At 52.8% G+C, this 26,601-nt stretch carries 23 protein-coding genes, 3 tRNA genes and 1 pseudogene; 10 read left to right on the top strand and 17 right to left on the bottom strand.

Annotated features, from left to right (window positions below):
- Nucleotides 1-11 precede the first annotated feature (11 nt).
- Nucleotides 12-1,550 carry a multidrug efflux MFS transporter permease subunit EmrB gene (gene emrB / locus BGK49_RS08025; RefSeq protein WP_005031127.1) on the top strand — a complete coding sequence of 513 codons (1,539 nt, stop codon included), beginning with the start codon at nt 12-14 and terminating at the stop codon, nt 1,548-1,550.
- 63 nt (nt 1,551-1,613) lie between these two features.
- On the opposite strand, the gene luxS is transcribed toward emrB, so the two are convergent.
- From luxS to mltB, 13 genes and pseudogenes are all read right to left on the bottom strand, one after another.
- The gene (luxS, locus tag BGK49_RS08020; protein ID WP_001130216.1) at nt 1,614-2,129 is read right to left on the bottom strand and encodes an S-ribosylhomocysteine lyase; all 516 of its coding nucleotides are present in this window, start codon (nt 2,127-2,129) and stop codon (nt 1,614-1,616) included.
- A 149-nt stretch (nt 2,130-2,278) separates the two neighbouring features.
- Nucleotides 2,279-3,835 carry a glutamate--cysteine ligase gene (gene gshA, locus BGK49_RS08015; protein ID WP_000611810.1) on the bottom strand — a complete coding sequence of 519 codons (1,557 nt, stop codon included), beginning with the start codon at nt 3,833-3,835 and terminating at the stop codon, nt 2,279-2,281.
- Nucleotides 3,836-3,907: 72 nt separating this feature from the next.
- A pseudogene (locus BGK49_RS08010) lies at nt 3,908-4,335 on the bottom strand (YqaA family protein).
- The gene (gene yqaB / locus BGK49_RS08005) at nt 4,332-4,898 is read right to left on the bottom strand and encodes a fructose-1-phosphate/6-phosphogluconate phosphatase (RefSeq protein ID WP_000273319.1); all 567 of its coding nucleotides are present in this window, start codon (nt 4,896-4,898) and stop codon (nt 4,332-4,334) included. The pseudogene BGK49_RS08010 and the gene yqaB overlap by 4 nt, the downstream one beginning before the upstream one ends.
- A 279-nt stretch (nt 4,899-5,177) precedes the next feature.
- A tRNA-Arg gene (locus tag BGK49_RS08000) sits at nt 5,178-5,254 on the bottom strand.
- Between the two features lie 197 nt (nt 5,255-5,451).
- Nucleotides 5,452-5,528 (bottom strand) — tRNA-Arg (locus tag BGK49_RS07995).
- Nucleotides 5,529-5,531: 3 nt separating this feature from the next.
- Nucleotides 5,532-5,624: transfer RNA gene (locus BGK49_RS07990), tRNA-Ser, on the bottom strand.
- A gap of 315 nt (nt 5,625-5,939) precedes the next feature.
- The gene (csrA, locus tag BGK49_RS07985; protein WP_000906486.1) at nt 5,940-6,125 is read right to left on the bottom strand and encodes a carbon storage regulator CsrA; all 186 of its coding nucleotides are present in this window, start codon (nt 6,123-6,125) and stop codon (nt 5,940-5,942) included.
- Nucleotides 6,126-6,359: 234 nt separating this feature from the next.
- Complete coding sequence (gene alaS, locus BGK49_RS07980; protein ID WP_000047152.1) at nt 6,360-8,990, bottom strand: alanine--tRNA ligase; 2,631 nt, start codon at nt 8,988-8,990, stop codon at nt 6,360-6,362.
- 127 nt (nt 8,991-9,117) lie between these two features.
- The gene (recX, locus tag BGK49_RS07970) at nt 9,118-9,618 is read right to left on the bottom strand and encodes a recombination regulator RecX (RefSeq protein WP_000140506.1); all 501 of its coding nucleotides are present in this window, start codon (nt 9,616-9,618) and stop codon (nt 9,118-9,120) included.
- Between the two features lie 242 nt (nt 9,619-9,860).
- Nucleotides 9,861-10,922 (bottom strand): recombinase RecA, encoded by a 1,062-nt coding sequence (recA, locus tag BGK49_RS07965; RefSeq protein ID WP_000963139.1) that lies wholly within the window; start codon nt 10,920-10,922, stop codon nt 9,861-9,863.
- Nucleotides 10,923-11,001: 79 nt separating this feature from the next.
- Nucleotides 11,002-11,499 carry a nicotinamide-nucleotide amidase gene (gene pncC, locus BGK49_RS07960; protein ID WP_000132235.1) on the bottom strand — a complete coding sequence of 166 codons (498 nt, stop codon included), beginning with the start codon at nt 11,497-11,499 and terminating at the stop codon, nt 11,002-11,004.
- Between the two features lie 144 nt (nt 11,500-11,643).
- Entirely contained in the window at nt 11,644-12,729 is a 1,086-nt protein-coding gene (gene mltB / locus BGK49_RS07955; RefSeq protein WP_005043896.1) for a lytic murein transglycosylase B, read from the bottom strand.
- 255 nt (nt 12,730-12,984) lie between these two features.
- Between mltB and srlA the strand changes: the two genes are divergently transcribed.
- The 7 genes from srlA (at nt 12,985) to gutQ (ending at nt 17,931) form a co-directional block, all read left to right on the top strand.
- The gene (gene srlA / locus BGK49_RS07950) at nt 12,985-13,548 is read left to right on the top strand and encodes a PTS glucitol/sorbitol transporter subunit IIC (protein ID WP_000573321.1); all 564 of its coding nucleotides are present in this window, start codon (nt 12,985-12,987) and stop codon (nt 13,546-13,548) included.
- A complete protein-coding gene (gene srlE, locus BGK49_RS07945) occupies nt 13,545-14,504 on the top strand; it encodes a PTS glucitol/sorbitol transporter subunit IIB (protein WP_000196934.1) in 960 nt (319 codons plus the stop codon). The genes srlA and srlE overlap by 4 nt, the downstream gene beginning before the upstream one ends.
- A gap of 10 nt (nt 14,505-14,514) precedes the next feature.
- Entirely contained in the window at nt 14,515-14,886 is a 372-nt protein-coding gene (srlB, locus tag BGK49_RS07940; protein ID WP_000216191.1) for a PTS glucitol/sorbitol transporter subunit IIA, read from the top strand.
- 3 nt (nt 14,887-14,889) lie between these two features.
- Complete coding sequence (gene srlD, locus BGK49_RS07935) at nt 14,890-15,669, top strand: sorbitol-6-phosphate dehydrogenase (RefSeq protein ID WP_001077365.1); 780 nt, start codon at nt 14,890-14,892, stop codon at nt 15,667-15,669.
- A gap of 104 nt (nt 15,670-15,773) precedes the next feature.
- On the top strand, nt 15,774-16,133 hold the full coding sequence (gene gutM / locus BGK49_RS07930) for a transcriptional regulator GutM (RefSeq protein WP_000252908.1): 360 nt from the start codon (nt 15,774-15,776) through the stop codon (nt 16,131-16,133).
- A 66-nt stretch (nt 16,134-16,199) separates the two neighbouring features.
- A complete protein-coding gene (gene srlR, locus BGK49_RS07925; protein WP_000804546.1) occupies nt 16,200-16,973 on the top strand; it encodes a glucitol operon DNA-binding transcriptional repressor SrlR in 774 nt (257 codons plus the stop codon).
- Entirely contained in the window at nt 16,966-17,931 is a 966-nt protein-coding gene (gutQ, locus tag BGK49_RS07920) for an arabinose-5-phosphate isomerase GutQ (protein WP_001287421.1), read from the top strand. Before srlR ends, gutQ begins: the two co-directional genes overlap by 8 nt.
- On the opposite strand, the gene norR is transcribed toward gutQ, so the two are convergent.
- Nucleotides 17,928-19,442 (bottom strand): nitric oxide reductase transcriptional regulator NorR, encoded by a 1,515-nt coding sequence (gene norR, locus BGK49_RS07915; RefSeq protein WP_069375718.1) that lies wholly within the window; start codon nt 19,440-19,442, stop codon nt 17,928-17,930. The genes gutQ and norR overlap by 4 nt on opposite strands.
- Nucleotides 19,443-19,628: 186 nt before the next feature.
- Here norR and norV point away from each other — a divergent pair, with 186 nt between their 5' ends.
- On the top strand, nt 19,629-21,068 hold the full coding sequence (gene norV, locus BGK49_RS07910; RefSeq protein ID WP_000029609.1) for an anaerobic nitric oxide reductase flavorubredoxin: 1,440 nt from the start codon (nt 19,629-19,631) through the stop codon (nt 21,066-21,068).
- Nucleotides 21,065-22,198, top strand: a complete 1,134-nt coding sequence (gene norW, locus BGK49_RS07905) for an NADH:flavorubredoxin reductase NorW (RefSeq protein WP_000064747.1) — start codon at nt 21,065-21,067, stop codon at nt 22,196-22,198. Before norV ends, norW begins: the two co-directional genes overlap by 4 nt.
- Before the next feature lie 127 nt (nt 22,199-22,325).
- Here the strand turns inward: norW and hypF are convergent, their stop codons facing one another.
- The 3 genes from hypF to ascG all read right to left on the bottom strand — a co-directional run bounded on the left by hypF (nt 22,326) and on the right by ascG (nt 26,417).
- The gene (gene hypF / locus BGK49_RS07900; RefSeq protein ID WP_001107694.1) at nt 22,326-24,578 is read right to left on the bottom strand and encodes a carbamoyltransferase HypF; all 2,253 of its coding nucleotides are present in this window, start codon (nt 24,576-24,578) and stop codon (nt 22,326-22,328) included.
- A gap of 152 nt (nt 24,579-24,730) precedes the next feature.
- The gene (gene hydN / locus BGK49_RS07895) at nt 24,731-25,258 is read right to left on the bottom strand and encodes an electron transport protein HydN (RefSeq protein WP_001078777.1); all 528 of its coding nucleotides are present in this window, start codon (nt 25,256-25,258) and stop codon (nt 24,731-24,733) included.
- 148 nt (nt 25,259-25,406) lie between these two features.
- Entirely contained in the window at nt 25,407-26,417 is a 1,011-nt protein-coding gene (gene ascG, locus BGK49_RS07890; RefSeq protein ID WP_001343660.1) for a DNA-binding transcriptional regulator AscG, read from the bottom strand.
- Nucleotides 26,418-26,601 lie beyond the last annotated feature (184 nt).

Raw genomic sequence — 26,601 nt, 5'->3', positions numbered from 1 at the left:
AGGTGCGTGTGATGCAACAGCAAAAACCGCTGGAAGGCGCGCAACTGGTCATTATGACGATTGCGCTGTCACTGGCGACATTCATGCAGGTGCTGGACTCCACCATTGCTAACGTGGCGATCCCCACTATCGCCGGGAATCTGGGCTCATCGCTCAGCCAGGGTACGTGGGTAATCACTTCTTTCGGGGTGGCGAATGCCATCTCGATCCCGCTTACCGGCTGGCTGGCAAAGCGCGTCGGGGAAGTGAAACTGTTCCTTTGGTCCACCATCGCCTTTGCTATTGCGTCGTGGGCGTGTGGTGTCTCCAGCAGCCTGAATATGCTGATCTTCTTCCGTGTGATTCAGGGGATTGTCGCTGGGCCGTTGATCCCACTTTCGCAAAGTCTTTTGCTGAATAATTACCCGCCAGCCAAACGCTCAATCGCGCTGGCGTTGTGGTCGATGACGGTGATTGTCGCGCCAATTTGCGGCCCAATCCTCGGCGGTTATATCAGCGATAATTACCACTGGGGCTGGATATTCTTCATCAACGTGCCAATTGGCGTGGCGGTGGTGTTGATGACACTGCAAACCCTGCGCGGACGCGAAACCCGCACCGAACGGCGGCGGATTGATGCCGTGGGGCTGGCACTGCTGGTTATTGGTATCGGTAGCCTGCAGATTATGCTCGACCGCGGTAAAGAGCTGGACTGGTTTTCATCACAGGAAATTATCATTCTTACCGTGGTGGCGGTGGTGGCTATCTGCTTCCTGATTGTCTGGGAGCTGACCGACGATAACCCGATAGTCGATCTGTCGTTGTTTAAGTCGCGCAACTTCACCATCGGCTGCTTGTGTATCAGCCTCGCGTATATGCTCTACTTCGGCGCGATTGTTCTGCTGCCGCAGTTGTTGCAGGAGGTCTACGGTTACACGGCGACCTGGGCAGGTTTGGCCTCTGCGCCGGTAGGGATTATTCCGGTGATCCTGTCGCCGATTATCGGCCGCTTCGCGCATAAACTGGATATGCGGCGGCTGGTAACCTTCAGCTTTATTATGTATGCCGTCTGCTTCTACTGGCGTGCCTATACCTTTGAACCAGGTATGGATTTTGGCGCGTCGGCCTGGCCGCAGTTTATCCAGGGGTTTGCGGTGGCCTGCTTCTTTATGCCGCTGACCACCATTACGCTGTCTGGTTTGCCACCGGAACGACTGGCGGCGGCATCGAGCCTCTCTAACTTTACGCGAACGCTGGCGGGGTCTATCGGCACGTCGATAACCACGACCATGTGGACCAACCGCGAGTCGATGCACCATGCGCAGTTGACTGAGTCGGTAAACCCATTCAACCCGGATGCCCAGGCGATGTACAGTCAACTGGAAGGGCTTGGGATGACGCAACAGCAGGCATCAGGCTGGATTGCCCAGCAGATCACTAATCAGGGGCTGATTATTTCCGCCAATGAGATCTTCTGGATGTCAGCCGGGATATTCCTCGTCCTGCTGGGGCTGGTGTGGTTTGCTAAACCGCCCTTTGGCGCAGGTGGCGGCGGAGGTGGTGCGCACTAAGTACAACTAAGCCAGTTCATTTGAACTGGCTTTTTTCAATTAATTGTGAAGATAGTTTACTGACTAAATGTGCAGTTCCTGCAACTTCTCTTTCGGCAGTGCCAGTTCTTCGTTGCTGTTGATGCGTACGTCACGTTCCAGAATGCTACGCGCAATATCCTGCGCTTCCTGCAACGAGTGCATCTGGTAAGTGCCACACTGGTAGACGTTCAGCTCCGGGATCTGATTCTGATCCTGCACTTTCAGCACGTCTTCCATTGCCGCTTTCCAGGCATCAGCAACACGCTGCTCATCTGGCGTACCAATCAGACTCATATAAAAACCGGTGCGGCAGCCCATTGGCGAGATATCGATAATCTCTACACCATTACCGTTAAGATGGTTACGCATAAAACCAGCAAACAGGTGCTCCAGAGTATGGCTCCCTCTTTCTGGCATCACTTCTTTGTTCGGCACGCAGAAGCGCAGATCGAACACGGTGATTGCGTCGCCATGCGGGGTGTTCATTGTTTTCGCCACCCGAACTGCAGGCGCTTCCATCCGGGTATGATCGACTGTGAAGCTATCTAACAACGGCATTTAGCCACCTCCGGTAATTTTTTTAAAAATTTTCTGAACTCTTTCTTCCCAGGCGAGTCTGAGTATATGAAAGACGCGCATTTGTTATCATCATCCCTGAATTCAGAGATGAAATTTTGGCCACTCACGAGTGGCCTTTTTCTTTTCTGTCAGGCGTGTTTTTCCAGCCACACCGCAAACGGTTCGGTATCAGCGGTTTCCATTTCCTGCTGACGGCGTTCAGATGCCTCGCGCTCGGCTACAAAATCCTCTTCGCGCAGAATTTCCAACGGCTCTTCACGCAGCAGATTACGGTAGGCTTCTGCAAACGCTTTGCCTGTTCCGCCAATACCAGTATCAATCATAGACCTTAAGATACGGGCAGAGAAAGTCAGATCGGGATTATCGAAGCAGGCGACCAGTTCATCACACACTTTCTGATACGCTTCGCCGCCGTTAATGCTATCCAACGTTTGCGCGACGCGTTTCAGATCGCGGAACAGATCTTTACCCACCTGCGGTAACGGGAACTGCGCGGTTTCGCAGCCGATACCCAGCGTCAGGCCCGGTTTGCGACCTTCGAGGATCACCCGGTTCCAGTTAACGCGTGTACAGGCAAGTTCGCTACTGCTCATTTCCGGTGCATCAGCCAGCGCACACCAGACCATAAACAGGTCGAGGAATCGCACCTGCTGTTCATCTACACCAATCGGCGAGAACGGGTTGATGTCCAGCGAACGCACTTCAATATATTCAATGCCGCCACGTAACAGCGCATCAGAAGGTGACTCGCCGCTGCGGGTAACGCGTTTTGGACGAATCGGCGCATACAGTTCGTTTTCAATCTGCAGCACGTTGCTATTGATTTGCAGCCTCTTACCGTCTTTCTCAATACCAATCTTCGCGTACTCTTCCGATGGCGTTTTGATTGCCTGTTTAAGGCCCGCTACGTACTCGTAAAGATCGTTGAAGGTAATACCAAGATTGCTTTGCGATTTATTGGTATAGCCGAGATCGCTCAAACGAAGAGAGGTCGCATACGGCAGGTAATACATACCGCACTCGGTTTTCTCAAACGGCAGCGACGTTGGTTTTCCTTGCAGGAAAGAAGAACAAATCGCCGGAGATGCACCAAACAGATAAGGAATGACCCAACCGAAACGATAGTAATTGCGGATAACGCGGAAATAGCCCGCAGAAATTTTCTCTTTGGCATCAGTGCCCGAGATATCACCGCACTTCGCTTGCCAGAATGCCATTGGCAAAGAGAAATTGTAGTGCACGCCGGAAATGGTTTGCATCAGCGCGCCGTAGCGATTTTTCAGCCCTTCACGATACAGCGTTTTAAAGCGTCCGGTGTTAGAAGTGCCGTACTGTGCCAGTTCGATGTCCTGACCTTCTGCGATGTAGCATGGCATACTTAACGGCCACATCCGCTCATCGCCCATATTGCGCGCCGTATAACGATGCAGATCGCGCATAAAGGTCAACATATGTTCAATATCACCATCCACTGGTGTAATGAATTCCAGCAATGCTTCCGCAAAATCGGTAGTAATCCATTTGTGCGTCAGTGCGGAACCTAATGCTTCAGGATGACCTGTTGTTGCCAGTGTGCCATCAGCATTAACACGCAAAGTTTCGCGCTCCAGCCCACGCTGTATCCCCTTTAACGCCTGAGGATGTTTTTCCAGCCAGGCCAGCGCCTGTGATACGTCCGGGATCAAATTGACCTCCCGCCTGTCAAAATCGTTTTAATTAGCATAACTGTAATGGTGACCATATGTGCAGGCCTACAATTAGTGCCACCACATCATGCCCTGAACGGTAGCTGCTGCAACTGCAACATAGCGTAACGCTTTACCAAGGCACAAAAAAAGATTACCGGTCCCCACGAGATGCGCATCCATCCCGCTAACAGACACAGTAAATCGCCAACCACGGGCATCCAGCTTAATAATAGCGTGACTGCACCATAGCGTTTCAGCCAGCCAGTAGCTTTCTCTTGCCAGCGCGATGTTTTACGCAATGGAAAGAAACGCCCAAGGATAACGTTAGTTAACCCTCCAAGGCTATTACCCATTGTTGCTGTTAAAACTAAAACCCAGGGATAACTGATCCCGGAAAGCAACATTGCCACCAGCACGACTTCGGAGTTGCCGGGTAATAGTGTAGCGCTGAGAAAACTACTGGCAAACAACGAGAAAAGCGATAACGCTTCACTCACAGCAAGCGAACATCCACGGCGTCCATGCCTGCTGCACGGGCCGCCTGAATACCGAAATCGGCATCTTCAAAGACCACACACTGCGTCGGTTGCACGCCCATACGCTGCGCGCACAACAAAAATGTGTCTGGCGCGGGTTTATGGTGTTTGACGTGATCAGCAGCGACGACGGCGTCAAAATAACGGCGTAATCCCAGGTGCGCCAGCAATGCCTCAGCGATGGCGCTTTCACTCCCCGTTCCTACAGCCATTGGGCGACGACCATGCCAACTTTTCACCACTTCAACAAGAGGAAGCGGCTCGACACTATCCAGCAGCATACTTCTTACTGCTTCTGTTTTTTCACGCGCTAACGCATGCGGGTCGAGATCGGCCTGATTCAGCTCAATAATTGTCTGAGCAATACGCCAGGTGGGCGATCCATTAAGCGCAATCATTGCCTGAACATCGTACTGAAGACCGTAGTGCCCTAATACTTCGCGCCACGCTTTACGGTGCGTAGGCTCCGTATCCAGGATTGTGCCATCCATATCAAAAATTAAACCTGCATAACGCTCGTACATGGTCTTCTCGCAAGTCGAAAAATATGACGCTACTTTAGCGTAATTGCTTGATTTTGTCGCTGATGGCGAAGGAGAAGAAAATTCAGGAAATGGATAAAGTAGTTATTTAGAAATGAGATATTTTTGAAGGAAATTTTTGGGAGAAGATGGTGCATCCGGGAGGATGACTCACTGGCGTTCGCCCTTCGGGCCTTGCTGACGCAACGTTATCCTCCCTAGTGCCTGCGGTTAATACCGCTATCTCTTCGATACCTTCATTGCTGAAGGTTACGGAGAATATGGTGCATCCGGGAGGATTCGAACCTCCGACCGCTCGGTTCGTAGCCGAGTACTCTATCCAGCTGAGCTACGGATGCATCGGGAAACTTACTTTACTGCAGATTTTTTGATACCGCTACTAAAGCCGTATCAAGTAAGAGATGGTGCATTCGGGAGGATTACTCGCCTTGCTACTCGCCCTTCGGGCCGTTGCTAAAGCAACGTTATCCTCCCTAGTGCCTGCGGTTATACCGCCACCTCTTCCATACCTTCATCGCTGAAAGTACGTAGAATATGGTGCATCCGGGAGGATTCGAACCTCCGACCGCTCGGTTCGTAGCCGAGTACTCTATCCAGCTGAGCTACGGATGCAAATGGCGGTGAGGCGGGGATTCGAACCCCGGATGCAGCTTTTGACCGCATACTCCCTTAGCAGGGGAGCGCCTTCAGCCTCTCGGCCACCTCACCACACGCCTCTTACGAGTGCTTCGAAGAACTTGTTTATCGCTCATCGTCGCTGCGTGGCGCACATATTACTTTCTGAGACTTATAAGTCAAACAATTTTTCCCACACTTTTATCGTTTGCACACTTCACGCTCAATTAGTCTGTAAAAACGTCAAAAAGAGTGTTTTATCTACAGAAAAACGGAGGTCTGGCAGATAGCAGTAATGCAAAAAAATGGAGACTTAAGTTGAATGAACGGGAGTAAAGCGAAAAGACTATAGAGTGAAGGAGAAATTTTGAGGGTGCGTCTCACCGATAAAGATGAGACGCGGAAAGATTAGTAACTGGACTGCTGGGATTTTTCAGCCTGGATACGCTGGTAGATCTCTTCACGGTGAACAGAAACTTCCTTCGGGGCATTTACGCCAATACGTACCTGGTTGCCCTTCACCCCTAAAACTGTCACGGTGACCTCATCCCCAATCATGAGGGTCTCACCAACTCGACGAGTCAGAATCAGCATTCTTTGCTCCTTGAAAGATTAAAAGAGTCGGGTCTCTCTGTATCCCGGCATTATCCATCATATAACGCCAAAAAGTAAGCAATGACAAACACATTACATGTAAGCAGTCATGGCATTACATTCTGTTAAACCTAAGTTTAGCCGATATACACAACTTCAACCTGACTTTATCGTTGTCGATAGCGTTAATGCGAATGCCGTGAAGCGAGTCCACGGCATTGCCTGACGCTTATATTATTGCAATTTCGCGCTGACCCAGCCTTTCACACTGGCTAACGCTGCAGGTAAGGCCGCAGCATCCGTACCACCGGCTTGCGCCATGTCAGGACGTCCACCACCCTTGCCGCCCACCTGCTGAGCGACCATACCAATCAGTTCCCCTGCTTTCACACGATCTGTGACGTCCTTAGATACGCCTGCAATCAGAGAAACCTTACCTTCGGCTACCGTTGCCAGCACGATAATTGTCGACCCCAGCTGATTTTTTAAATCGTCAACCATGGTACGCAACATTTTCGGCTCAACACCGCTAAGCTCGCTAACCAACAGCTTAACACCATTAACATCAATTGCCTTACTGGAAAGATTTGCGCTCTCCTGTGCGGCAGCTTGTTCTTTAAGCTGTTGTAGTTCTTTTTCTAACTGACGCGTACGTTCCAGTACTGAGCGCACTTTATCCGCCAGATTATTGCTATCGCCTTTCAGCAGATGCGCGACTTCGCTTAAGCGATCGCTGTCTGCATGAACGGTGGTGATAGCGCCTTCTCCGGTTACCGCTTCGATACGACGAACGCCTGCAGCAGTACCCGATTCAGAGATGATGCGGAACAGACCAATATCACCAGTGCGGCTGGCGTGAGTACCGCCACACAGCTCGGTGGAGAAATCGCCCATGCTCAGCACGCGTACACGCTCATCATACTTCTCGCCGAACAGCGCCATCGCACCTTTCGCTTTCGCCGCTTCGAGATCCATGATGTTGGTTTCGATCGGCAAATTGCGACGAATCTGTGCGTTCACCAGGTCTTCGACCGCACGAATCTCTTCCGGTTTCATCGCTTCGTTGTGTGAGAAGTCGAAGCGCAGCACCTTGTCGTTAACCAGTGAACCTTTCTGCGATACATGAGTCCCCAGAACCTGGCGCAGCGCAGCGTGCATCAGGTGCGTTGCGGAGTGATTCAGACGAATACGGGCGCGACGAGCCTCATCAACATCAGCCTGCACAGCGTCGCCCACTTTCAGAGAACCCGCAGCAAGTTTACCGATGTGACCAATCGCCTGGCCGTATTTCTGCGTATCTTCCACCGCGAAGGAGAAGTTAGCGCCTTTCAGTTCGCCTTTATCACCAACCTGACCGCCGGATTCCGCATAGAATGGTGTTTGATCTAGCACGACCACAGCTTCCTGGCCTGCATTGATGGCATCAACCGCTTTACCATCAACAAACAGCGCGGTCACTTTGCCGTTCAGTTCCAGATGGTCATAGCCTTTAAATTCAGATGCACTATCAACACGGATCATTGCGTTGTAATCGGCACCAAAGCCGCTGGCTTCGCGCGCGCGACGACGCTGCTCTTCCATTGCTGCGTCAAAACCAGCTTCGTCAACTTTGATGTTGCGCTCACGACAAACATCAGCCGTCAGGTCAACCGGGAAGCCATAGGTGTCGTACAGACGGAAAGCCGTTTCACCATCCAGCGTATCACCAGAAAGTTTTGCCAGCTCTTCATCCAGCAACGCCAGACCGCGCTCCAGAGTACGGGCAAACTGCTCTTCTTCAGTCTTCAGCACCTGCTCAACCTGCGCCTGCTGGCGTTTCAGGTCTTCACCCGCAGAGCCCATAACGTCGATCAGCGGACCAACCAGTTTGTAGAAGAAGGTTTCTTTCGCGCCGAGCATATTGCCGTGACGCACTGCGCGACGAATGATACGACGCAGTACATAACCACGGTTTTCATTGGACGGCATTACGCCATCCGCGATCAGGAACGCACAAGAACGAATGTGGTCAGCGATTACGCGCAGCGATTTATTGCTCAGATCGGTCGCGCCAGTGACTTTCGCTACCGCCTGGATCAACGTGCGGAACAGGTCGATGTCATAGTTAGAGTTAACGTGTTGCAGCACCGCAGCAATACGCTCCAGACCCATACCGGTATCTACAGACGGCTTCGGCAGCGGTTCCATCGTGCCATCTGCCTGGCGGTTGAACTGCATGAAGACGATGTTCCAGATCTCAATGTAGCGGTCGCCGTCTTCTTCCGGACTTCCCGGAGGGCCACCCCAAATGTGGTCGCCGTGATCGTAGAAGATTTCGGTGCACGGGCCGCACGGACCAGTGTCACCCATCTGCCAGAAGTTGTCAGATGCGTATGGCGCACCTTTGTTATCGCCGATGCGAATAATACGTTCGCGCGGGATTTCGACGTCTTTTTCCCAGATTTCGTAGGCTTCGTCGTCGCTTTCATAGACGGTAACCCACAGACGCTCTTTCGGCAGGGCAAACCATTTTTCGCTGGTCAGCAGTTCCCATGCAAACTGAATGGCATCGTGTTTGAAATAGTCGCCGAAGCTGAAGTTGCCCAGCATTTCGAAGAAGGTATGGTGACGCGCGGTGTAACCGACGTTTTCCAGGTCGTTGTGTTTACCACCCGCACGCACGCAGCGTTGGGAAGTGGTAGCGCGGGAATAATTACGCTTGTCGAGCCCAAGGAACACATCCTTGAACTGATTCATCCCGGCGTTGGTAAACAACAAAGTTGGGTCGTTATGGGGTACCAGGGAGCTGCTGGCAACTACCTGATGTCCCTTACTATGGAAAAAGTCGAGAAACGCCTGACGGATCTCAGCGGTGCTCTTGCTCATAATTATCCTGAAATCAAGCTAACGAAATATCGCCACCAGCTCCAGCGTGTCTTAACCGCCGGGCTGGTAACTGAAAAGTGGGAATAAGATAAGTTTTCTTGACTGGGAAGTAAAATACCGTATGCGTTCAGTCGGCAAAATTTCGCCAAATATCCTGGATATCTTCCATCAGATAGCCACGATAGAGCAGAAAACGCTGGATCTTAACTTTTTCTGAAAAGACAGTTGGCAAAGGTTCACCATATTTTCGCGTCGCCTGATCGCGCGCCAGTGCGCACCAGTCGATGTCACATTCACGCATCGCTTTTTCTGTCGCTTCGCGGGAAATACCTTTCTGATTCAGTTCCTGACGAATACGTGCAGGTCCATAACCTTTGCGGCTACGGCTGGCGATAAAGCGCGCAACAAATCGGCTGTCATCGAGATAGCCATGTTCATGGCACCAGGCAATAACGCGCTCGTAATCTTCTGCCGTAGCATCAATCTCTTCTGGGCCATTTTTGCCCATAATCGGTGCCGCTAGTTTACGTCGCAGTTCTTGCTCACTGTGATCGCGCACCGCCAGAATGCGTACCGCACGATCCAACAGGCGAGCATATGCCGGGCGACGGGACGTTGATTCTGTCATGGCATATCCTTACAACTTAAAAAAGCAAAAGGGCCGCAGATGCGACCCAGGTTTTGCTGATAAACAGATTTAATAGTCAATGAGTGTGCAGAATGTTCCCGCAGGCCCAATTCGTTAGAGGATCGAGGTGAGAGTAATTTTTCACGCCAGTGCTGGCCTGTTCCCCTCACCCTAACCCTCTCCCCAAAGGGGCGAGGGGACCGTCCGTGCACACATTATCTATTATCATCAATAACGAACGATTAAAAATCTTCGTTAGTTTCTGCTACGCCTTCGCTGTCATCTACAGAGAAATCCGGCGTTGAGTTCGGGTTGCTCAGCAGCAACTCACGTACTTTCTTCTCGATCTCTTTCGCGGTTTCCGGGTTATCTTTCAGCCAGGCAGTTGCATTCGCTTTACCCTGACCGATCTTCTCACCTTTGTAGCTGTACCACGCGCCTGCTTTCTCGATCAGCTTCTCTTTTACGCCCAGGTCAACCAGTTCGCCGTAGAAGTTGATACCTTCGCCGTAGAGGATCTGAAATTCAGCCTGTTTAAACGGTGCAGCGATTTTGTTCTTCACCACTTTCACGCGGGTTTCGCTACCCACCACGTTTTCGCCCTCTTTCACCGCGCCGATACGACGGATGTCGAGACGAACAGAGGCGTAGAATTTCAGCGCGTTACCACCGGTAGTGGTTTCCGGGTTACCGAACATCACACCAATTTTCATACGGATCTGGTTGATGAAGATCAGCAGCGTGTTGGACTGCTTCAGGTTACCCGCCAGCTTACGCATCGCCTGGCTCATTATACGTGCCGCAAGGCCCATGTGAGAGTCGCCGATTTCGCCTTCGATTTCCGCTTTCGGCGTCAGTGCCGCCACGGAGTCAACGACGATAACGTCTACTGCCCCAGAACGCGCCAGGGCGTCACAGATTTCCAGTGCCTGCTCGCCGGTGTCCGGCTGGGAGCACAGCAGGTTGTCGATATCGACGCCCAGTTTACGTGCGTAGATTGGGTCCAGCGCGTGTTCAGCATCGATAAACGCACAGGTTTTACCTTCACGCTGCGCTGCGGCGATCACCTGCAGCGTCAGCGTGGTTTTACCGGAAGATTCCGGTCCGTAGATTTCGACGATACGGCCCATCGGCAGACCACCTGCCCCAAGCGCGATATCCAGTGAAAGCGAACCGGTAGAGATGGTTTCCACATCCATGGAACGGTCTTCACCCAGGCGCATGATGGAGCCTTTACCAAATTGTTTCTCAATCTGGCCCAGTGCTGCCGCCAACGCTTTCTGTTTGTTTTCGTCGATAGCCATTTTTACTCCTGTCATGCCGGGTAATACCGGATAGTCAATATGTTCTGTTGAAGCAATTATACTGTATGCTCATACAGTATCAAGTGTTTTGTAGAAATTGTTGCCACAAGGTCTGCAATGCATACGCAGTAGCCTGACGACGCACCGCATCACGGTCGCCGCTGAAGCATTCCCGCCGGGTAATGCCTTCACCGCGGGCAGTGGCAAAAGCAAACCAGACGGTGCCGACAGGCTTCTCTTCACTGCCGCCATCCGGCCCGGCGATACCACTAATAGACACGGCATAATCAGCACGAGCCGCTTTCAGTGCGCCTATCACCATTTCCACCACGACGGGTTCACTCACCGCGCCATGCTGCGCCAGCGTCTCTTCGCGTACGCCGATCATCTGCGCTTTGGCTTCGTTACTGTAGGTGACAAATCCGCGTTCAAACCAGGCGGAGCTACCGGCAATATCGGTAATCACTTTCGCTACCCAACCACCGGTACAAGACTCGGCAGTTGTTACGGTTGCGCCACGGGCTTTCAGCGCCTGCCCAACCTGTTCACTTAACTGCATCAGTTCACTGTCAGTCATCACAACCTCTGTCAGTCAAAAATTTATGCCGGACAAGATAGCACTTTCGTCAGGAAGATGGTGTTGGCGTTGCAATTTTACGAGGAGGATTCAGAAAAAAGCTGATTAGCCAGAGGGAAGCTCACGCCCCCCTCTTGCAAATAGTTACTGCACGCGCGCCAGCGCCACGGCTTGTCCTAACTGCCAGACCGCCATTGCGTAATGGGTGCTGTGGTTATAACGGGTAATGGTGTAGAAGTTCGGCAGACCGTACCAGTACTGGTAACCGGTACCGACATCCAGACGCAGCAGGCTGGCTTGTTGATGGTTGCCCAGCGGCTGCTGTGGCGTTAAACCTGCCGTGGCAAGCTGCGAAATGCTGTACCTGGTTTTGAAGCCATTTGGCAAGCCTGGAGCCTGACCGTTTGCCATTACCGCGACCTGATCGCCTTTCACCCAGCCGTGCGCTTTGAAATAGTTCGCCACGCTACCGATCGCATCAACCGGATCCCACAGGTTGATATGCCCGTCGCCGCTGAAATCTACCGCATATTGTTTGTAAGACGACGGCATAAACTGTCCGTAGCCCATCGCCCCGGCAAAGGAACCTTTCAGATTGAGCGGATCGTCCTGCTCGTCGCGCGCCATCAGCAGGAAGGTTTCCAGCTCGCCAGAGAAATACTCCGCGCGGCGTGGGTAGTTAAATGACAGCGTTGCCAGCGCATCGAGGATGCGAGTTTTCCCCATCACGCGCCCCCAGCGGGTTTCAACGCCGATAATCCCGACGATAATTTCCGGCGGTACGCCATACACCTGCCACGCGCGATTCAACGCATCTTCATACTGATTCCAGAAACCCACACCGTTCTGCACGTTGTCCGGCGTAATAAATTTTTTGCGATAACGCAGCCATGCGCCGTTCGGACCTGATGGCGGTTTCACCGATGTGGTTGGTGCCTGGTTATCCATCAGCCGCAGTACCGAATCCAGACGCTTCGCCTGGGAGAGAATTTCCTGCAACTGCTGACGATCGAAACCGTGTTTGTTCACCATTTTGTCGATGAACTGCTGGGCATTCGGGTTATTAGCGAAATCGCCGCCCATCTGCATCACATTGTGCTGCGGCTCAAGCAGGAAGCCGCCAGACGGCGTTCCGGTGGTCGTTTCAGTCTCAGTAGGTTTTGGCTTGCTGCTACAGGCGGCAAGCAACACAAAAAGGGGAAGCAATGTTACATAACGACGCTTGAACATGAGGGGTCCATTTAACAGATTCAACCAGGGGCAAGTATGGTAAAGCATCACGCCCCGCACAAGGAAGCGGTAGTCACTGCCCGATACGGACTTTACATAACTCAACTCATTCCCCTCGCTATCCTTTTACTCAAACTTTCAAATTAAAATATTTATCTTTCATTTTTAGATCAAAATATCACTTTTAAATCTTTCAATCTGATTAGATTAGGTTGCCGTTTGGTAATAAAACAATAAATCCTGAAGGAGAGAACAATGATAGAAACCATTACTCATGGTGCAGAGTGGTTTATCGGGCTGTTCCAAAAGGGCGGAGAGGTGTTTACCGGGATGGTGACCGGCATTCTTCCGCTGTTGATTAGCCTGCTGGTTATCATGAACGCACTGATTAATTTTATCGGTCAGCATCGTATTGAACGTTTTGCTCAACGTTGCGCCGGTAACCCTGTTTCCCGTTACCTGCTGCTACCGTGCATTGGCACGTTTGTCTTTTGCAATCCGATGACCTTAAGCCTGGGTCGCTTTATGCCGGAAAAGTACAAACCCAGCTACTACGCGGCGGCCTCTTATAGCTGCCACTCAATGAATGGCCTCTTTCCCCATATCAACCCTGGCGAACTGTTTGTTTATCTTGGCATTGCCAGCGGTCTGACAACGCTGAACCTGCCACTTGGCCCACTGGCGGTGAGCTATCTGCTGGTTGGTCTGGTCACCAACTTCTTTCGCGGCTGGGTGACCGATCTGACCACCGCCATTTTTGAGAAAAAGATGGGCATTCAACTTGAACAAAAAGTTCACCTGGCAGGAGCAACATCATGACGCGTATTCGGATCGAAAAAGGAACGGGTGGCTGGGGCGGCCCGCTTGAGCTGGAAGCCACGCCGGGCAAAAAAATCGTCTATATCACCGCCGGTACCCGGCCTGCGATTGTTGACAAACTGGCACAACTTACTGGCTGGCAGGCTATTGACGGATTTAAAGAAGGTGAACCCGCGGAGGCGGAAATTGGTGTCGCGGTAATCGACTGTGGCGGCACATTACGCTGCGGCATCTATCCGAAACGACGTATTCCCACCATTAATATCCACTCGACGGGCAAGTCCGGTCCGCTGGCGCAGTACATTGTGGAAGATATTTATGTCTCTGGCGTAAAAGAAGAAAACATCACTGTAGTGGGTGATGCGACACCACAACCCTCTTCCGTGGGCCGTGACTATGACACCAGTAAGAAAATCACCGAACAAAGCGATGGTTTACTGGCGAAGGTGGGAATGGGCATGGGGTCCGCCGTTGCGGTGCTGTTTCAATCTGGTCGTGACACCATCGACACTGTATTAAAAACCATTCTGCCGTTTATGGCATTCGTCTCGGCGCTCATTGGCATCATTATGGCTTCTGGCCTTGGTGACTGGATTGCCCACGGTCTTGCTCCGCTGGCGAGCCATCCACTGGGTCTGGTCATGCTGGCGCTCATCTGCTCCTTCCCACTGCTTTCACCTTTCCTCGGCCCAGGCGCAGTTATCGCACAGGTTATCGGCGTATTGATTGGCGTGCAGATTGGTCTCGGCAATATTCCGCCGCATCTGGCTTTACCGGCACTGTTTGCCATCAACGCGCAGGCGGCCTGCGACTTCATCCCGGTCGGTTTGTCGCTGGCGGAAGCCCGTCAGGACACGGTTCGCGTCGGTGTCCCTTCTGTACTGGTGAGCCGCTTTTTAACCGGCGCACCGACTGTACTGATCGCCTGGTTTGTCTCCGGTTTTATCTATCAATAGAGGCTGAAACATGACCGTTATTTATAAGACCACCATCACCCGTATCGGCGCGAGTGCCACTGACGCCCTCAGCGACCAGATGCTCATCACCTTTCGTGAAGGCGCGCCAGCGGACCTCGAAGAGTATTGCTTCATTCATTGCCACGGCGAGTTGAAAGGTGCACTCCATCCCGGTTTGCAATTTACGCTCGGGCAGCATCGCTATCCGGTGACCGCTGTTGGCAGCGTGGCGGAAGACAACCTTCGCGAACTGGGTCATGTCACCCTGCGCTTCGATGGTTTAAACGAAGCGGTATTTCCGGGCACTGTCCATGTGGCAGGCCCTGTACCCGACGATATCGCGCCGGGATCGGTTTTGAAGTTTGAATCTGTTAAGGAGTAAAAAATGAATCAGGTTGCCGTTGTCATCGGTGGTGGGCAAACCTTAGGCGCGTTCCTGTGCCACGGTCTGGTTGCCGAGGGGTATCGCGTCGCGGTTGTCGATATTCAGAGCGACAAAGCCGCAAATGTGGCACAAGAAATTAACGCCGAATATGGTGAAAGTATGGCGTACGGTTTTGGTGCTGACGCCACTAGCGAGCAAAGCGTTCTGGCGCTCTCTCGTGGGGTAGATGAAATCTTTGGTCGCGTGGATTTGCTGGTCTATAGCGCCGGAATAGCAAAAGCAGCCTTTATCAGCGACTTCCAGCTCGGCGATTTTGACCGTTCGCTACAAGTGAATCTGGTGGGTTATTTCCTGTGTGCCCGTGAATTTTCGCGTTTGATGATCCGCGACGGGATTCAGGGTCGCATTATTCAGATCAACTCGAAATCCGGCAAAGTGGGCAGCAAACACAACTCTGGCTACAGCGCAGCGAAATTTGGTGGCGTCGGGCTGACTCAATCACTGGCGCTGGATCTGGCGGAGTACGGCATTACGGTGCATTCACTGATGCTCGGTAACCTGCTGAAATCGCCGATGTTCCAGTCACTGTTGCCACAATACGCGACCAAGCTGGGTATCAAACCGGATCAAGTCGAGCAGTATTACATCGACAAAGTACCGCTCAAACGCGGCTGCGATTATCAAGATGTGCTGAATATGCTGCTGTTCTACGCCAGTCCTAAGGCGTCGTACTGCACCGGACAGTCGATCAATGTCACCGGCGGTCAGGTGATGTTCTGATCAACAGCGGAGATCCATTAAGGATCTCCGTGAGACTATAGAATGCCTGATGCGCTACGCTCATCAGGCATACAGGACTTCCGCCACTACATTAAGGAAAAGTTATGGTATCCGCACTCATCACCGTCGCCGTTATCGCCTGGTGTGCGCAACTGGCCTTAGGCGGCTGGCAAATTTCTCGTTTTAACCGTGCCTTCGACACACTATGCCAGCAAGGGCGGGTTGGCGTGGGCCGTTCCAGCGGGCGCTTTAAACCGCGGGTCGTGGTCGCCATCGCGCTGGACGATCAGCAGCGCATCGTCGACACCTTGTTTATGAAAGGACTGACCGTCTTCGCCCGACCGCAAAAAATTCCCGCAATTACCGGTATGCATGCGGGTGATTTACAGCCCGATGTGATCTTTCCCCATGATCCACTATCACAGAATGCTCTATCATTGGCGCTTAAACTGAAACGTGGATAATTTCGTTGTGAATGTTACTTGCTTGCGAAGTTATCATTTTGAAACCTAAATCAGGTAATCACGCCCATGAAACCTCGTCAGCGTCAGGCCGCCATTCTGGAGTATCTGCAAAAGCAGGGTAAATGCTCGGTTGAAGAATTGGCGCAATACTTTGACACCACAGGCACAACCATTCGCAAAGATCTGGTCATTCTGGAACATGCCGGAACCGTCATTCGTACTTATGGCGGAGTGGTGTTGAATAAAGAGGAATCCGATCCGCCTATCGATCATAAAACACTCATCAACACCCACAAGAAAGAGCTGATTGCAGAAGCTGCCGTTAGTTTTATCCATGATGGCGATTCGATCATTCTTGATGCTGGCAGTACCGTTTTGCAGATGGTTCCCCTGCTCTCGCGCTTTAATAACATCACGGTGATGACCAACAGCCTGCATATCGTCAATGCGCTATCCGAACTGGATAACGAACAAACTATCCTGATGCCAGGCGGAACGTTTCGTAAAAAATCGGCCTCATTTCACGGCCAGCTGGCAGAGAATGCCTTCGAACATTTCAGTTTCGATAAATTGTTTATGGGCACCGACGGCATCGATCTCAATGCGGGCGTAACCACCTTCAACGAGGTTTATACCGTCAGTAAGGCAATGTGCAATGCCGCGCGCGAAGTGATTTTGATGGCGGACTCATCAAAGTTTGGCCGTAAAAGCCCCAACGTAGTTTGCAGTCTTGAAAGCGTCGATAAGCTGATTACCGACGCAGGTATCGATCCGGCGTTTCGTCAGGCGCTGGAAGAGAAAGGGATCGATGTGATCATAACCGGAGAGAGCAATGAGTGAAGCACTACTGAACGCGGGACGTCAGACGTTAATGCTGGAGTTGCAGGAAGCAAGCCGTTTACCGGAACGTCTGGGCGATGATTTTGTTCGCGCCGCCAATATCATCCTGCACTGCGAAGGCAAAGTGGTGGTTTCGGGAATTGGCAAATCGGGCCACATTGGTAAGAAAATCGCCGCAACACTTGCCAGTACCGGCACACCGGCTTTTTTTGTCCATCCGGCAGAAGCACTGCACGGCGATCTGGGGATGATTGAAAGCCGCGATGTGATGCTGTTTATCTCTTACTCCGGTGGCGCGAAGGAACTGGATCTGATTATTCCGCGTCTGGAAGATAAATCTATCGCGCTGCTGGCGATGACCGGCAAACCGACGTCACCGCTGGGCCTGGCGGCAAAAGCGGTGCTGGATATCTCCGTAGAACGCGAAGCCTGCCCGATGCACCTTGCGCCGACCTCCAGCACCGTCAATACCCTGATGATGGGTGACGCGCTGGCGATGGCGGTCATGCAGGCGCGCGGATTTAATGAAGAAGATTTTGCCCGCTCCCACCCAGCCGGGGCACTGGGCGCTCGCTTGCTGAATAAAGTGCATCATCTGATGCGCCGTGACGATGCCATCCCACAGGTGGCGTTAACCGCCAGCGTGATGGATGCGATGCTGGAACTCAGCCGCACCGGTCTGGGGCTGGTGGCGGTATGTGACGCTCAACAACAGGTACAAGGCGTCTTTACCGACGGCGATTTACGTCGCTGGCTGGTAGGCGGCAGCGCACTCACCACGCCAGTTAATGAAGCGATGACGACAGGCGGCACCACGTTACAGGCGCAAAGTCGCGCCATCGACGCCAAAGAGATCCTGATGAAGCGCAAAATCACTGCCGCACCGGTGGTGGATGAAAACGGCAAACTCACCGGCGCAATTAACCTGCAGGATTTCTATCAGGCCGGGATTATTTAATCCTTCATTCCCAGACGTTTCGCCAGCCGATGCAGGTTGGCGACGTCGGTTTCCAGCATCCGCGCGCAGGCAGCCCAGTTATGATGATTTTGTGCCAGTGCCTGGCGAATAGTTTCACGCTGGAACGCTTCTGTCGCTTCACGCAGGTTTTGCTTAACAACGGGCACCGCCGCCGCTTCTGGCGGCGGCAACGTCACCTCAGGAAAAGCAAAATGTTGCGCCTCAAGAATCACTTCATCGCCGTTGCGGGTGGCTCTCGCCAGCACTACCGCCCGATGAATAGCATGTTCCAGTTCGCGCACGTTCCCCGGAAAACGATAGTGTTGCAGTAAATTTCGCGCTCCGGCACTTAATACCACGCGGGAGAGCCCCAGCCGCAAACGACACTGTTCGCAGAAATACCCCGCCAGCAGAATGACATCATCGCCCCGCTCACGCAGCGGCGGCACCGAAAGTGGAAACACGCTCAGGCGATGAAACAAGTCAGCGCGAAATCGCCCTGCCAGCACCTCTTCGCGTAAGTCGCGGTTAGTCGCCGCCAGCACGCGCACATCGACCCGCAAACTACGGTCATCGCCAACGCGCTGAATATCGCCATACTGCAACACCCTCAGCAGCTTGGCCTGCAATGCCAACGACAACTCGCCGATCTCATCCAGAAACAGAGTGCCGTTATCCGCCATTTCAAACTTCCCGCTGCGGTTACTGATAGCGCCAGTAAACGCTCCTTTCACATGCCCGAACAACTCACTTTCCGCCACACTTTCCGGCAGTGCAGCACAGTTGAGATAGACCAGCGGATTCACCGCCCGTGGCGAGGCTTCATGAATCGCTTTCGCCACCAGCTCCTTACCGGTTCCCGTCTCACCGCTGATCAGGACGTTGAGATCGGACGCCGCCACAATCTCAATCTCTTTTTTCAGTTGCGTCATGCCAGGGGACAAGCCAATCATCTGCGTCTGTTTCACCGCTTCAAACGGCGTGGCCTCGCCTGGCATCATATTCTGGCTTTCCAGTTGTTCAATCAGCAACGCATTGCTTAACGCTCCCGCCGCCAGCGCAGCAATCAGCCGTAGCTCTTCGTCGCTGAAAACATCGAACTGATCGGGCTGCATCCCGTCGAGCGTCAGTGCGCCGATCAGGTTTTGCCCGGCAAACAATGGCAGACCAACGCAGGCGTGAACCTTCAGACTCTCCTGCCCAGGAATCAAACCGTCATAGGGATCGGGCAATTCGCTGTCTGCGGGAAAGCGCACCACATCCCCGGCGCGGGCAATCGCTTCCAGCCGTGGATGCCCTTCCAGCGCAAAGCGTCTACCGAGTACACCCTTTGCCAGACCGTCGATGGCAAGCGGAATAAACTGCCGCGAATCGTAACGTAGCAACGCAGACGCATCGCACTCCAGCACCTGACGTAGCGTGGTGATCAGGCGCTGAAAACGATCCTGATGACCAATCCCACGCTGCAATTCGATGGCGATATTCGCCAGCACATCAACGGAAAAACTCATCTTTGCCTCACTGTCAATTTGACTATAGATATTGTCATATCGACCATTTGATTGATAGTCATTTTGACTACTCATTAATGAGCATAATTTTATTTATAGAGTAAAAACAATCAGATAAAAAACTGGCACGTAATCTGCAATTAGCAAGACATCTTTTTAGAACACGCTGAATAAATTGAGGTTGCTATGTCTATTGTGGTGAAAAATAACATTCATTGGGTTGGTCAACGTGACTGGGAAGTGCGTGATTTTCACGGTACGGAATATAAAACGCTGCGCGGCAGCAGTTACAACAGCTACCTCATCCGCGAAGAAAAAAACGTGCTGATCGACACCGTCGACCATAAATTCAGCCGCGAATTTGTGCAGAACCTGCGTAATGAAATCGATCTGGCGGATATCGATTACATCGTGATTAACCATGCAGAAGAGGACCACGCTGGGGCGCTGACCGAACTGATGGCGCAAATTCCCGATACGCCGATTTACTGTACTGCCAACGCTATCGACTCGATAAATGGTCATCACCATCATCCGGAGTGGAATTTTAATGTGGTGAAAACTGGTGACACGCTGGATATCGGCAACGGCAAACAGCTCATTTTTGTCGAAACGCCAATGCTGCACTGGCCGGACAGCATGATGACTTACCTGACAGGCGACGCGGTGCTGTTCAGTAACGATGCTTTCGGTCAGCACTACTGCGACGAGCATCTGTTCAACGATGAAGTGGATCAGACGGAGCTTTTCGAGCAGTGCCAGCGTTACTACGCCAATATCCTGACGCCGTTCAGCCGCCTGGTAACACCGAAAATTACCGAGATCCTGGGCTTTAACTTACCAGTCGATATGATAGCGACCTCTCACGGCGTGGTATGGCGCGATAACCCGACGCAAATTGTCGAGCTGTACCTGAAATGGGCGGCTGATTATCAGGAAGACAGAATCACCATTTTCTACGACACCATGTCGAATAACACCCGCATGATGGCTGACGCTATCGCCCAGGGGATTGCGGAAACCGACCCACGCGTGGCGGTGAAAATTTTCAACGTCGCCCGAAGCGATAAAAACGAAATCCTGACCAATGTCTTCCGCTCAAAAGGCGTGCTGGTCGGCACTTCGACGATGAATAACGTGATGATGCCGAAAATCGCCGGGCTGGTGGAGGAGATGACTGGTTTACGCTTCCGTAACAAACGCGCCAGTGCTTTCGGCTCTCACGGCTGGAGCGGCGGTGCGGTGGATCGTCTTTCCACGCGCCTGCAGGATGCGGGTTTCGAAATGTCGCTTAGCCTGAAAGCGAAATGGCGACCAGACCAGGACGCTCTGGAGTTATGCCGTGAACACGGTCGCGAAATCGCCCGTCAGTGGGCGCTCGCGCCGCTGCCGCAGAGCACGGTGAATAAGGTAGTCAAAGAAGAAACCTCTGCCACCACGACGGCTGACCTCGGCCCACGGATGCAGTGCAGCGTCTGCCAGTGGATTTACGATCCGGCAAAAGGCGAGCCAATGCAGGACGTTGCGCCAGGAACGCCGTGGAGTGAAGTCCCGGATAACTTCCTCTGCCCGGAATGCTTCCTCGGCAAAGACGTCTTTGAAGAACTGGCATCGGAGGCAAAATGAGTAACGGCATTGTGATCATCGGTTCGGGCTTCGCCGCCCGCCAACTGGTGAAAAATATTCGCAAACAGGACGCCACTATTCCATTAACCCTGATTGCCGCCGACAGCATGGATGAGTACAACAAACCTGACCTCAGCCATGTTATCAGTCAGGGGCAACGTGCCGATGACCTTACCCGCCAGACGGCGGGTGAATTTGCCGAGCAGTTTAATCTGCACCTGTTTCCACAAACCTGGGTGACGGATATCGATGCCGAAGCCCGTGTGGTGAAAAGCCAGAATAATCAGTGGCAATACGACAAGCTAGTACTGGCAACCGGTGCCAGTGCCTTTGTCCCGCCTGTGCCTGGGCGTGAGTTAATGCTGACGTTAAATAGTCAGCAAGAGTATCGCGCCTGTGAAACGCAACTGCGGGATGCCCGACGCGTGTTGATTGTTGGCGGTGGTTTGATTGGTAGCGAACTGGCGATGGATTTTTGTCGTGCAGGCAAAGCGGTCACGCTAATCGACAACGCTGCCAGTATTCTGGCGTCGTTAATGCCACCGGAAGTAAGCAGCCGCTTGCAGCATCGGTTGACGGAGATGGGCGTTCATCTGCTGTTGAAATCTCAGTTACAGGGGCTGGAAAAAACGGATTCTGGCATTCTGGCAACGCTGGACCACCAGCGTAGTATCGAAGTGGATGCGGTAATTGCCGCCACCGGACTGCGCCCGGAAACAGCCCTGGCACGACGCGCCGGGCTGACGATTAATCGCGGCGTTTGCGTGGATAGTTATCTGCAAACCAGTAATGACGATATTTATGCGCTGGGCGATTACGCGGAAATCAACGGTCAGGTACTGCCATTCCTGCAGCCGATTCAACTTAGCGCGATGGTGCTGGCAAAAAATCTTCTCGGCAATAACACGCCGCTGAAACTACCGACGATGCTGGTGAAAATCAAAACGCCGGAATTACCGCTGCATCTGGCAGGCGAAACCCAGCGTCAGGATTTACGCTGGCAAATTAATACCGAACGCCAGGGAATGGTGGCTCGCGGTGTTGACGATGCTGACCAGCTTCGCGCCTTTGTGGTCAGTGAGGATCGGATGAAAGAGGCATTTGGATTGTTGAAAACATTGCCGATGTAGGTGGGCTACTGTGCCTAAAATGTCGGATGCGACGCTAGCGCGTCTTATCCGACCTACGGGGACGCATGTGTAGGCCGGATAAGGCGTTTACGCCGCATCCGGCAATGGTGTCCAAATGCAACACGTTTTATCCGTTCTGGACTTCACCCGCTAACCAACGCGCCGCAGCAATAACCCCCTGCCCCAGAGACAAACCGCCATCACCCGCCGGTAAACTCTGTGGAAAGAGCAATGTGAAATCAGCGAGATAATGCGCCAGACGTGCACGCAGCAAACGGTTATGAATAACCCCGCCGCTAAATACCAGCGTAGTGATACCACGCATCGTGGCCTGCTCACGCATCAACGCGGCAAAACCCTGCGCCAGCGCATCATGAAACGCCCACGCGCGTTGATTAACCTGTGCCTGCCAGTTCAGCCACTGCTGCCAGAAAGCGGCGAGATCCAGTTGATTGTCCACCAGCGGCATCGTCACCGGATGCGTCACTCCGTGGCATGAGGCTGCGAGCGCCTCCAGAGCACAAGCCGCTTCACCTTCATAACTTAACGTGGCTGGCGCACAGCCCAGTGCCGCCGCCACTGCATCGAACAACCGCCCACACGATGACGCCAGCGGCGCGTTAATTCCACGCTCAATGGCCCGCGCCAGCACGCTCCAGTTTTGCTGTTGCACACTTGCTGTTTCAGGGTAATTCTGCCACTCCGGCACAAAGCGCAGGCACTGCGCCAGCAGGTTTCGCCACGGCTGCTTCGCTGCCAAATCGCCACCCGGAAGCGCCACTGCAGGCAAGCCGCCCAGGTGCTCACATTCGCGATAGTTCACCCGCAGGCACTCGCCGCCCCACAAAGCGCCGTTCTCCCCCATACCGATACCGTCGAGCGTCAAAGCAATGACATCACCGCCATCCAGCGGCCACTGATGCTCTGCCAGACACGCCGCTGCATGGGCATGATGATGCAGTACCGTTTGCGTCGGCAGATTCATTTCACGCGCCCACTGGCTGGAGACATAGCCCGGATGCGCGTCATGCACAACGTATTTCGGGGTAAAATCGTAGATGTTTTGCATCAGGCGTAACGCTTCGCGCCACTGCATCTGGATGCCATCGTCACTTAAATCGCCCAGATGCTGACTCAACACCGCTTGTTCACCGCGCACCAGGCAGAAGGTATTTTTCAGATCCGCTCCGAGACACAGCACAGGCGGAACATTTTTAAAGCCCGGAGGCAAAGCCAGCGCATCCGGCACATACCCCCGCGAACGGCGCAGCATTTCGCCGCTTTCGCGCACCACCGAATCATCCATCCGCTGCACGATGTCGCGGTTATGTATCAAGAATCCGTCGGCAATGCCCTGCAAATCCGCCAGCGCCTGTTCGTTGCTGATAGCTGGTGGTTTACCGCTCAGGTTGCCGGAGGTCATCACCAGCGGGCATTGCAGTTCCTGTAACAGCAAATGCTGGAGCGGGTTCGCAGGCAACATTACCCCGACTTCGTTAAGGTCAGGGGCGATATCATCACAAAGCTCAGGAACGTATTTTTTATCCACCAGCACAATCGGCGCGGCGGGCGTGGTAAGCAACTGGCGCGCAGCGTCTGGTAAACCGTCAGCCACTGGCAACATGACCGCCAGCGGTTTCGCCGGGCGATGTTTGCGCGCCCGAAGTGTCGCCACCGCGTTACTGTTACGTGCATCGCAGGCAAGATGAAATCCGCCAATCCCTTTGATGGCGACAATGTTGCCCATTTTTAACTGTGCGATAGCCGCCTGTAATGACGCCTCTTGTTCTGCATGTTCACCATGACTTACCCATTCAAGATGCGGGCCACACTCCGGGCAGGCCACCGGCTGGGCGTGGAAGCGACGATCGAGCGGGTCGCGGTACTCTTTGTCACAAGCCGGACACAACGGAAACGCCGCCATCACGGTAAACGGGCGGTCGTAAGGCATGGCGCGAATAATGGTGAAACGCAGGCCGCAGTGGGTACAGTTGATAAACGGATAACGATAACGCCGTTCGCCTGGGGTATTCATTTCGGCAAGGCAAGCAGGGCAAGTAGCGGCATCCGGGACAATTTGCGTATTCATGGCACCTCCCGCGCTCTGGCGGATGGTGAACTCAGTGGGCAGTTGTGACCAGATGTACGGCTCACGCTCGACGCTATCAATACGCGCCAGCGGCGGGCAGTGCTGATGCAATTGAACAAGAAACGTTTCCGGGTCTTCCCGCAGCCGGACTTCTACGCCATCGCCGTCATTACAGACATCGCCGTGAAGATTTAATTGCTGTGCCAGCTGCCAGACAAACGGACGAAAACCGACGCCCTGCACTTTGCCACGAATACGCAGTTGGACACCGCAAGATGTGTTTTTTGCCATTGAGTTATTCCCGCCATCATGAATTGCGTAACCCGCCCAGCCGGACACGACAGCGTCGCATCCGGCAGTCACAGGTCGGCGATACCGCCCGCTCCGTATTCTACGAATATTTCCGGGAATTCCTTTGATGCCAGAACAGTTCTGTAAGATTTTTAGAACATCAGCGCCGTACGGCGGCGTTTTTCTGCACTCAGTTGTTCAAGTTTATTACGATCGACACAAATCAGCGCATGAGTCGGGCAAGCCGCCATACACGCCGGGCCGTCTTCACGATGGTTGCACAGGTCACATTTATTGGCTTCGGCTTTGTCAGCCCGTACATTCAGCCCCGCGCCGCTGTTGCGAATCACCGGACGTACCACCACTTCCATCGCGCCATACGGGCAAGCCACAACGCAGGTTTTGCAACCAATGCAACGTTCCTGCATCACATGAACAAACCCTTTATCACGGCTGATAGCACCATTCGGGCAGACGTTAGCGCACGGTGCATCTTCACACTGACGGCAAACTGTCGCCGTGGAAATGTTCACACCTTTAATGACATGGATACGCGGTAAAAATGTTTCCGGGGTCAGCGATGCACAGTCCTGATTTTCCTGATGAGAAACCACGCACGCCACTTCACAGGTACGGCAACCAATACATTTACTCGCGTCAGCAATGATGAAACGGTTCATCAAATTCTCCAGCAATGACAGTTAATGCGCCGATACATTCACAAATCATGCCAGTTTTTAATTCACTGTTATTTAAGGAAATTAATTTCTGTAATGCAGGAAAAAAGATGTCATCGACACTAGTGACGATGACATGTGATGACAATGTTTATCGCGAAAGAGCAATGAGTGAGTCGCGGTGGATCAGTTTTCCGCTGAAGGTTTTCGGCGGTGAGAAATCCCCGCCATCGAGCATAAAAATCAGCCGTCCAATAATTTCCTGAATCATCTCAGTCACCGGAATTTTTACGCTGGAGAGCGCCGGAACGATATAGGGGGCAATTGCGATATCATCGAATCCGATAACTGACACCTGCTCTGGCACCGCTACGCCGCGCTCGTGCAACGCTTTCATCGCACCTATCGCCATATCGTCGTTACTGGCAACTAACGCGCTAAATTTAGCCCCACGTTCGAGCAACGTTTCTACCCCTTCGGCCCCGCTGGCGGGCGTCCATTTACCGTTAGCGATAAGTTTTTCATTGAGCGCAATACCATGCTGCGCCAGCGCGTCTTTATACCCAGCAAGACGTTCAATGCTGGTGGGGGAATCCATCGAGCCGGTAAGGAAAGCAATCTCCTGATGTCCGGCGTTTATCAACTCTGCCACGGCATTAAAGCTGGTCTGTTTATGATCGCACCAGACGCTATGGCTGCTGTTTTTGCGCAGGCGGCGATTAAGCACCATTATCGGCTGACTGTGCGCGTCAATGATGTCATCGATCTCATCCACGCTTAAAAAACGCGGGTAAATCATAATGGCGTCGCAGCGCAAATCCAGCAGATACTGAATCGCCTGGCGCTCTTCTTCGGCGCTGTGTTTACCATCTGCCAATAGCAACTGCCGCCCTTTCTCTTCCGCCATTCGCGCGGCATGAAAGAGTAATTCACTAAAATAAATGCCGTGGTAAAGCGTGTTGGTCACTACCAGCCCCAGCGTCTGAGTACTCTTCGCCGACAGATTGCGCGCCAGCAAGTTTGGGCGGTAACCGCTCTCTTCTACCGCCTGAAACACGCGATCTTTAGTCTCCTGGCTGACGTAGCCATTACCTGAAAGCACGCGGGAAACGGTCGCTTTTGAAACCCCGGCGCGCTTCGCCACTTCCAGCATCGTCGTCATCATTTTCATCCCTTTACACGCAATCAACGCAGTGTACTGCACCGTTTGCCGATTGTCCTTGCGCAATCGGCGGGAAAAATATTCAGGTGACCGGTTTCACAAATATAAAAAATGAATAATTAACTCTCTTGCTTATTTAGTGACAACTATTCATGATTTTGTGAAACGGGTTTCCTGATTCCGT

Source organism: Shigella sp. FC1544 (assembly GCF_001722145.1).
GTDB classification, from domain to species: domain Bacteria; phylum Pseudomonadota; class Gammaproteobacteria; order Enterobacterales; family Enterobacteriaceae; genus Escherichia; species Escherichia coli.
This window is presented reverse-complemented; position numbering and strand designations above follow the sequence as displayed.

Coding starts and splice junctions, on each gene's coding strand:
- emrB (WP_005031127.1), top strand. CDS start 12: ATGCAACAGCAAAAACCGCTGGAAGGCGCGCAACTGGTCATTATGACG.
- luxS (WP_001130216.1), bottom strand. CDS start 2,129: ATGCCGTTGTTAGATAGCTTCACAGTCGATCATACCCGGATGGAAGCG.
- yqaB (WP_000273319.1), bottom strand. CDS start 4,898: ATGTACGAGCGTTATGCAGGTTTAATTTTTGATATGGATGGCACAATC.
- csrA (WP_000906486.1), bottom strand. CDS start 6,125: ATGCTGATTCTGACTCGTCGAGTTGGTGAGACCCTCATGATTGGGGAT.
- alaS (WP_000047152.1), bottom strand. CDS start 8,990: ATGAGCAAGAGCACCGCTGAGATCCGTCAGGCGTTTCTCGACTTTTTC.
- recX (WP_000140506.1), bottom strand. CDS start 9,618: ATGACAGAATCAACGTCCCGTCGCCCGGCATATGCTCGCCTGTTGGAT.
- recA (WP_000963139.1), bottom strand. CDS start 10,922: ATGGCTATCGACGAAAACAAACAGAAAGCGTTGGCGGCAGCACTGGGC.
- pncC (WP_000132235.1), bottom strand. CDS start 11,499: ATGACTGACAGTGAACTGATGCAGTTAAGTGAACAGGTTGGGCAGGCG.
- mltB (WP_005043896.1), bottom strand. CDS start 12,729: ATGTTCAAGCGTCGTTATGTAACATTGCTTCCCCTTTTTGTGTTGCTT.
- srlA (WP_000573321.1), top strand. CDS start 12,985: ATGATAGAAACCATTACTCATGGTGCAGAGTGGTTTATCGGGCTGTTC.
- srlE (WP_000196934.1), top strand. CDS start 13,545: ATGACGCGTATTCGGATCGAAAAAGGAACGGGTGGCTGGGGCGGCCCG.
- srlB (WP_000216191.1), top strand. CDS start 14,515: ATGACCGTTATTTATAAGACCACCATCACCCGTATCGGCGCGAGTGCC.
- srlD (WP_001077365.1), top strand. CDS start 14,890: ATGAATCAGGTTGCCGTTGTCATCGGTGGTGGGCAAACCTTAGGCGCG.
- gutM (WP_000252908.1), top strand. CDS start 15,774: ATGGTATCCGCACTCATCACCGTCGCCGTTATCGCCTGGTGTGCGCAA.
- srlR (WP_000804546.1), top strand. CDS start 16,200: ATGAAACCTCGTCAGCGTCAGGCCGCCATTCTGGAGTATCTGCAAAAG.
- gutQ (WP_001287421.1), top strand. CDS start 16,966: ATGAGTGAAGCACTACTGAACGCGGGACGTCAGACGTTAATGCTGGAG.
- norR (WP_069375718.1), bottom strand. CDS start 19,442: ATGAGTTTTTCCGTTGATGTGCTGGCGAATATCGCCATCGAATTGCAG.
- norV (WP_000029609.1), top strand. CDS start 19,629: ATGTCTATTGTGGTGAAAAATAACATTCATTGGGTTGGTCAACGTGAC.
- norW (WP_000064747.1), top strand. CDS start 21,065: ATGAGTAACGGCATTGTGATCATCGGTTCGGGCTTCGCCGCCCGCCAA.
- hypF (WP_001107694.1), bottom strand. CDS start 24,578: ATGGCAAAAAACACATCTTGCGGTGTCCAACTGCGTATTCGTGGCAAA.
- hydN (WP_001078777.1), bottom strand. CDS start 25,258: ATGAACCGTTTCATCATTGCTGACGCGAGTAAATGTATTGGTTGCCGT.
- ascG (WP_001343660.1), bottom strand. CDS start 26,417: ATGACGACGATGCTGGAAGTGGCGAAGCGCGCCGGGGTTTCAAAAGCG.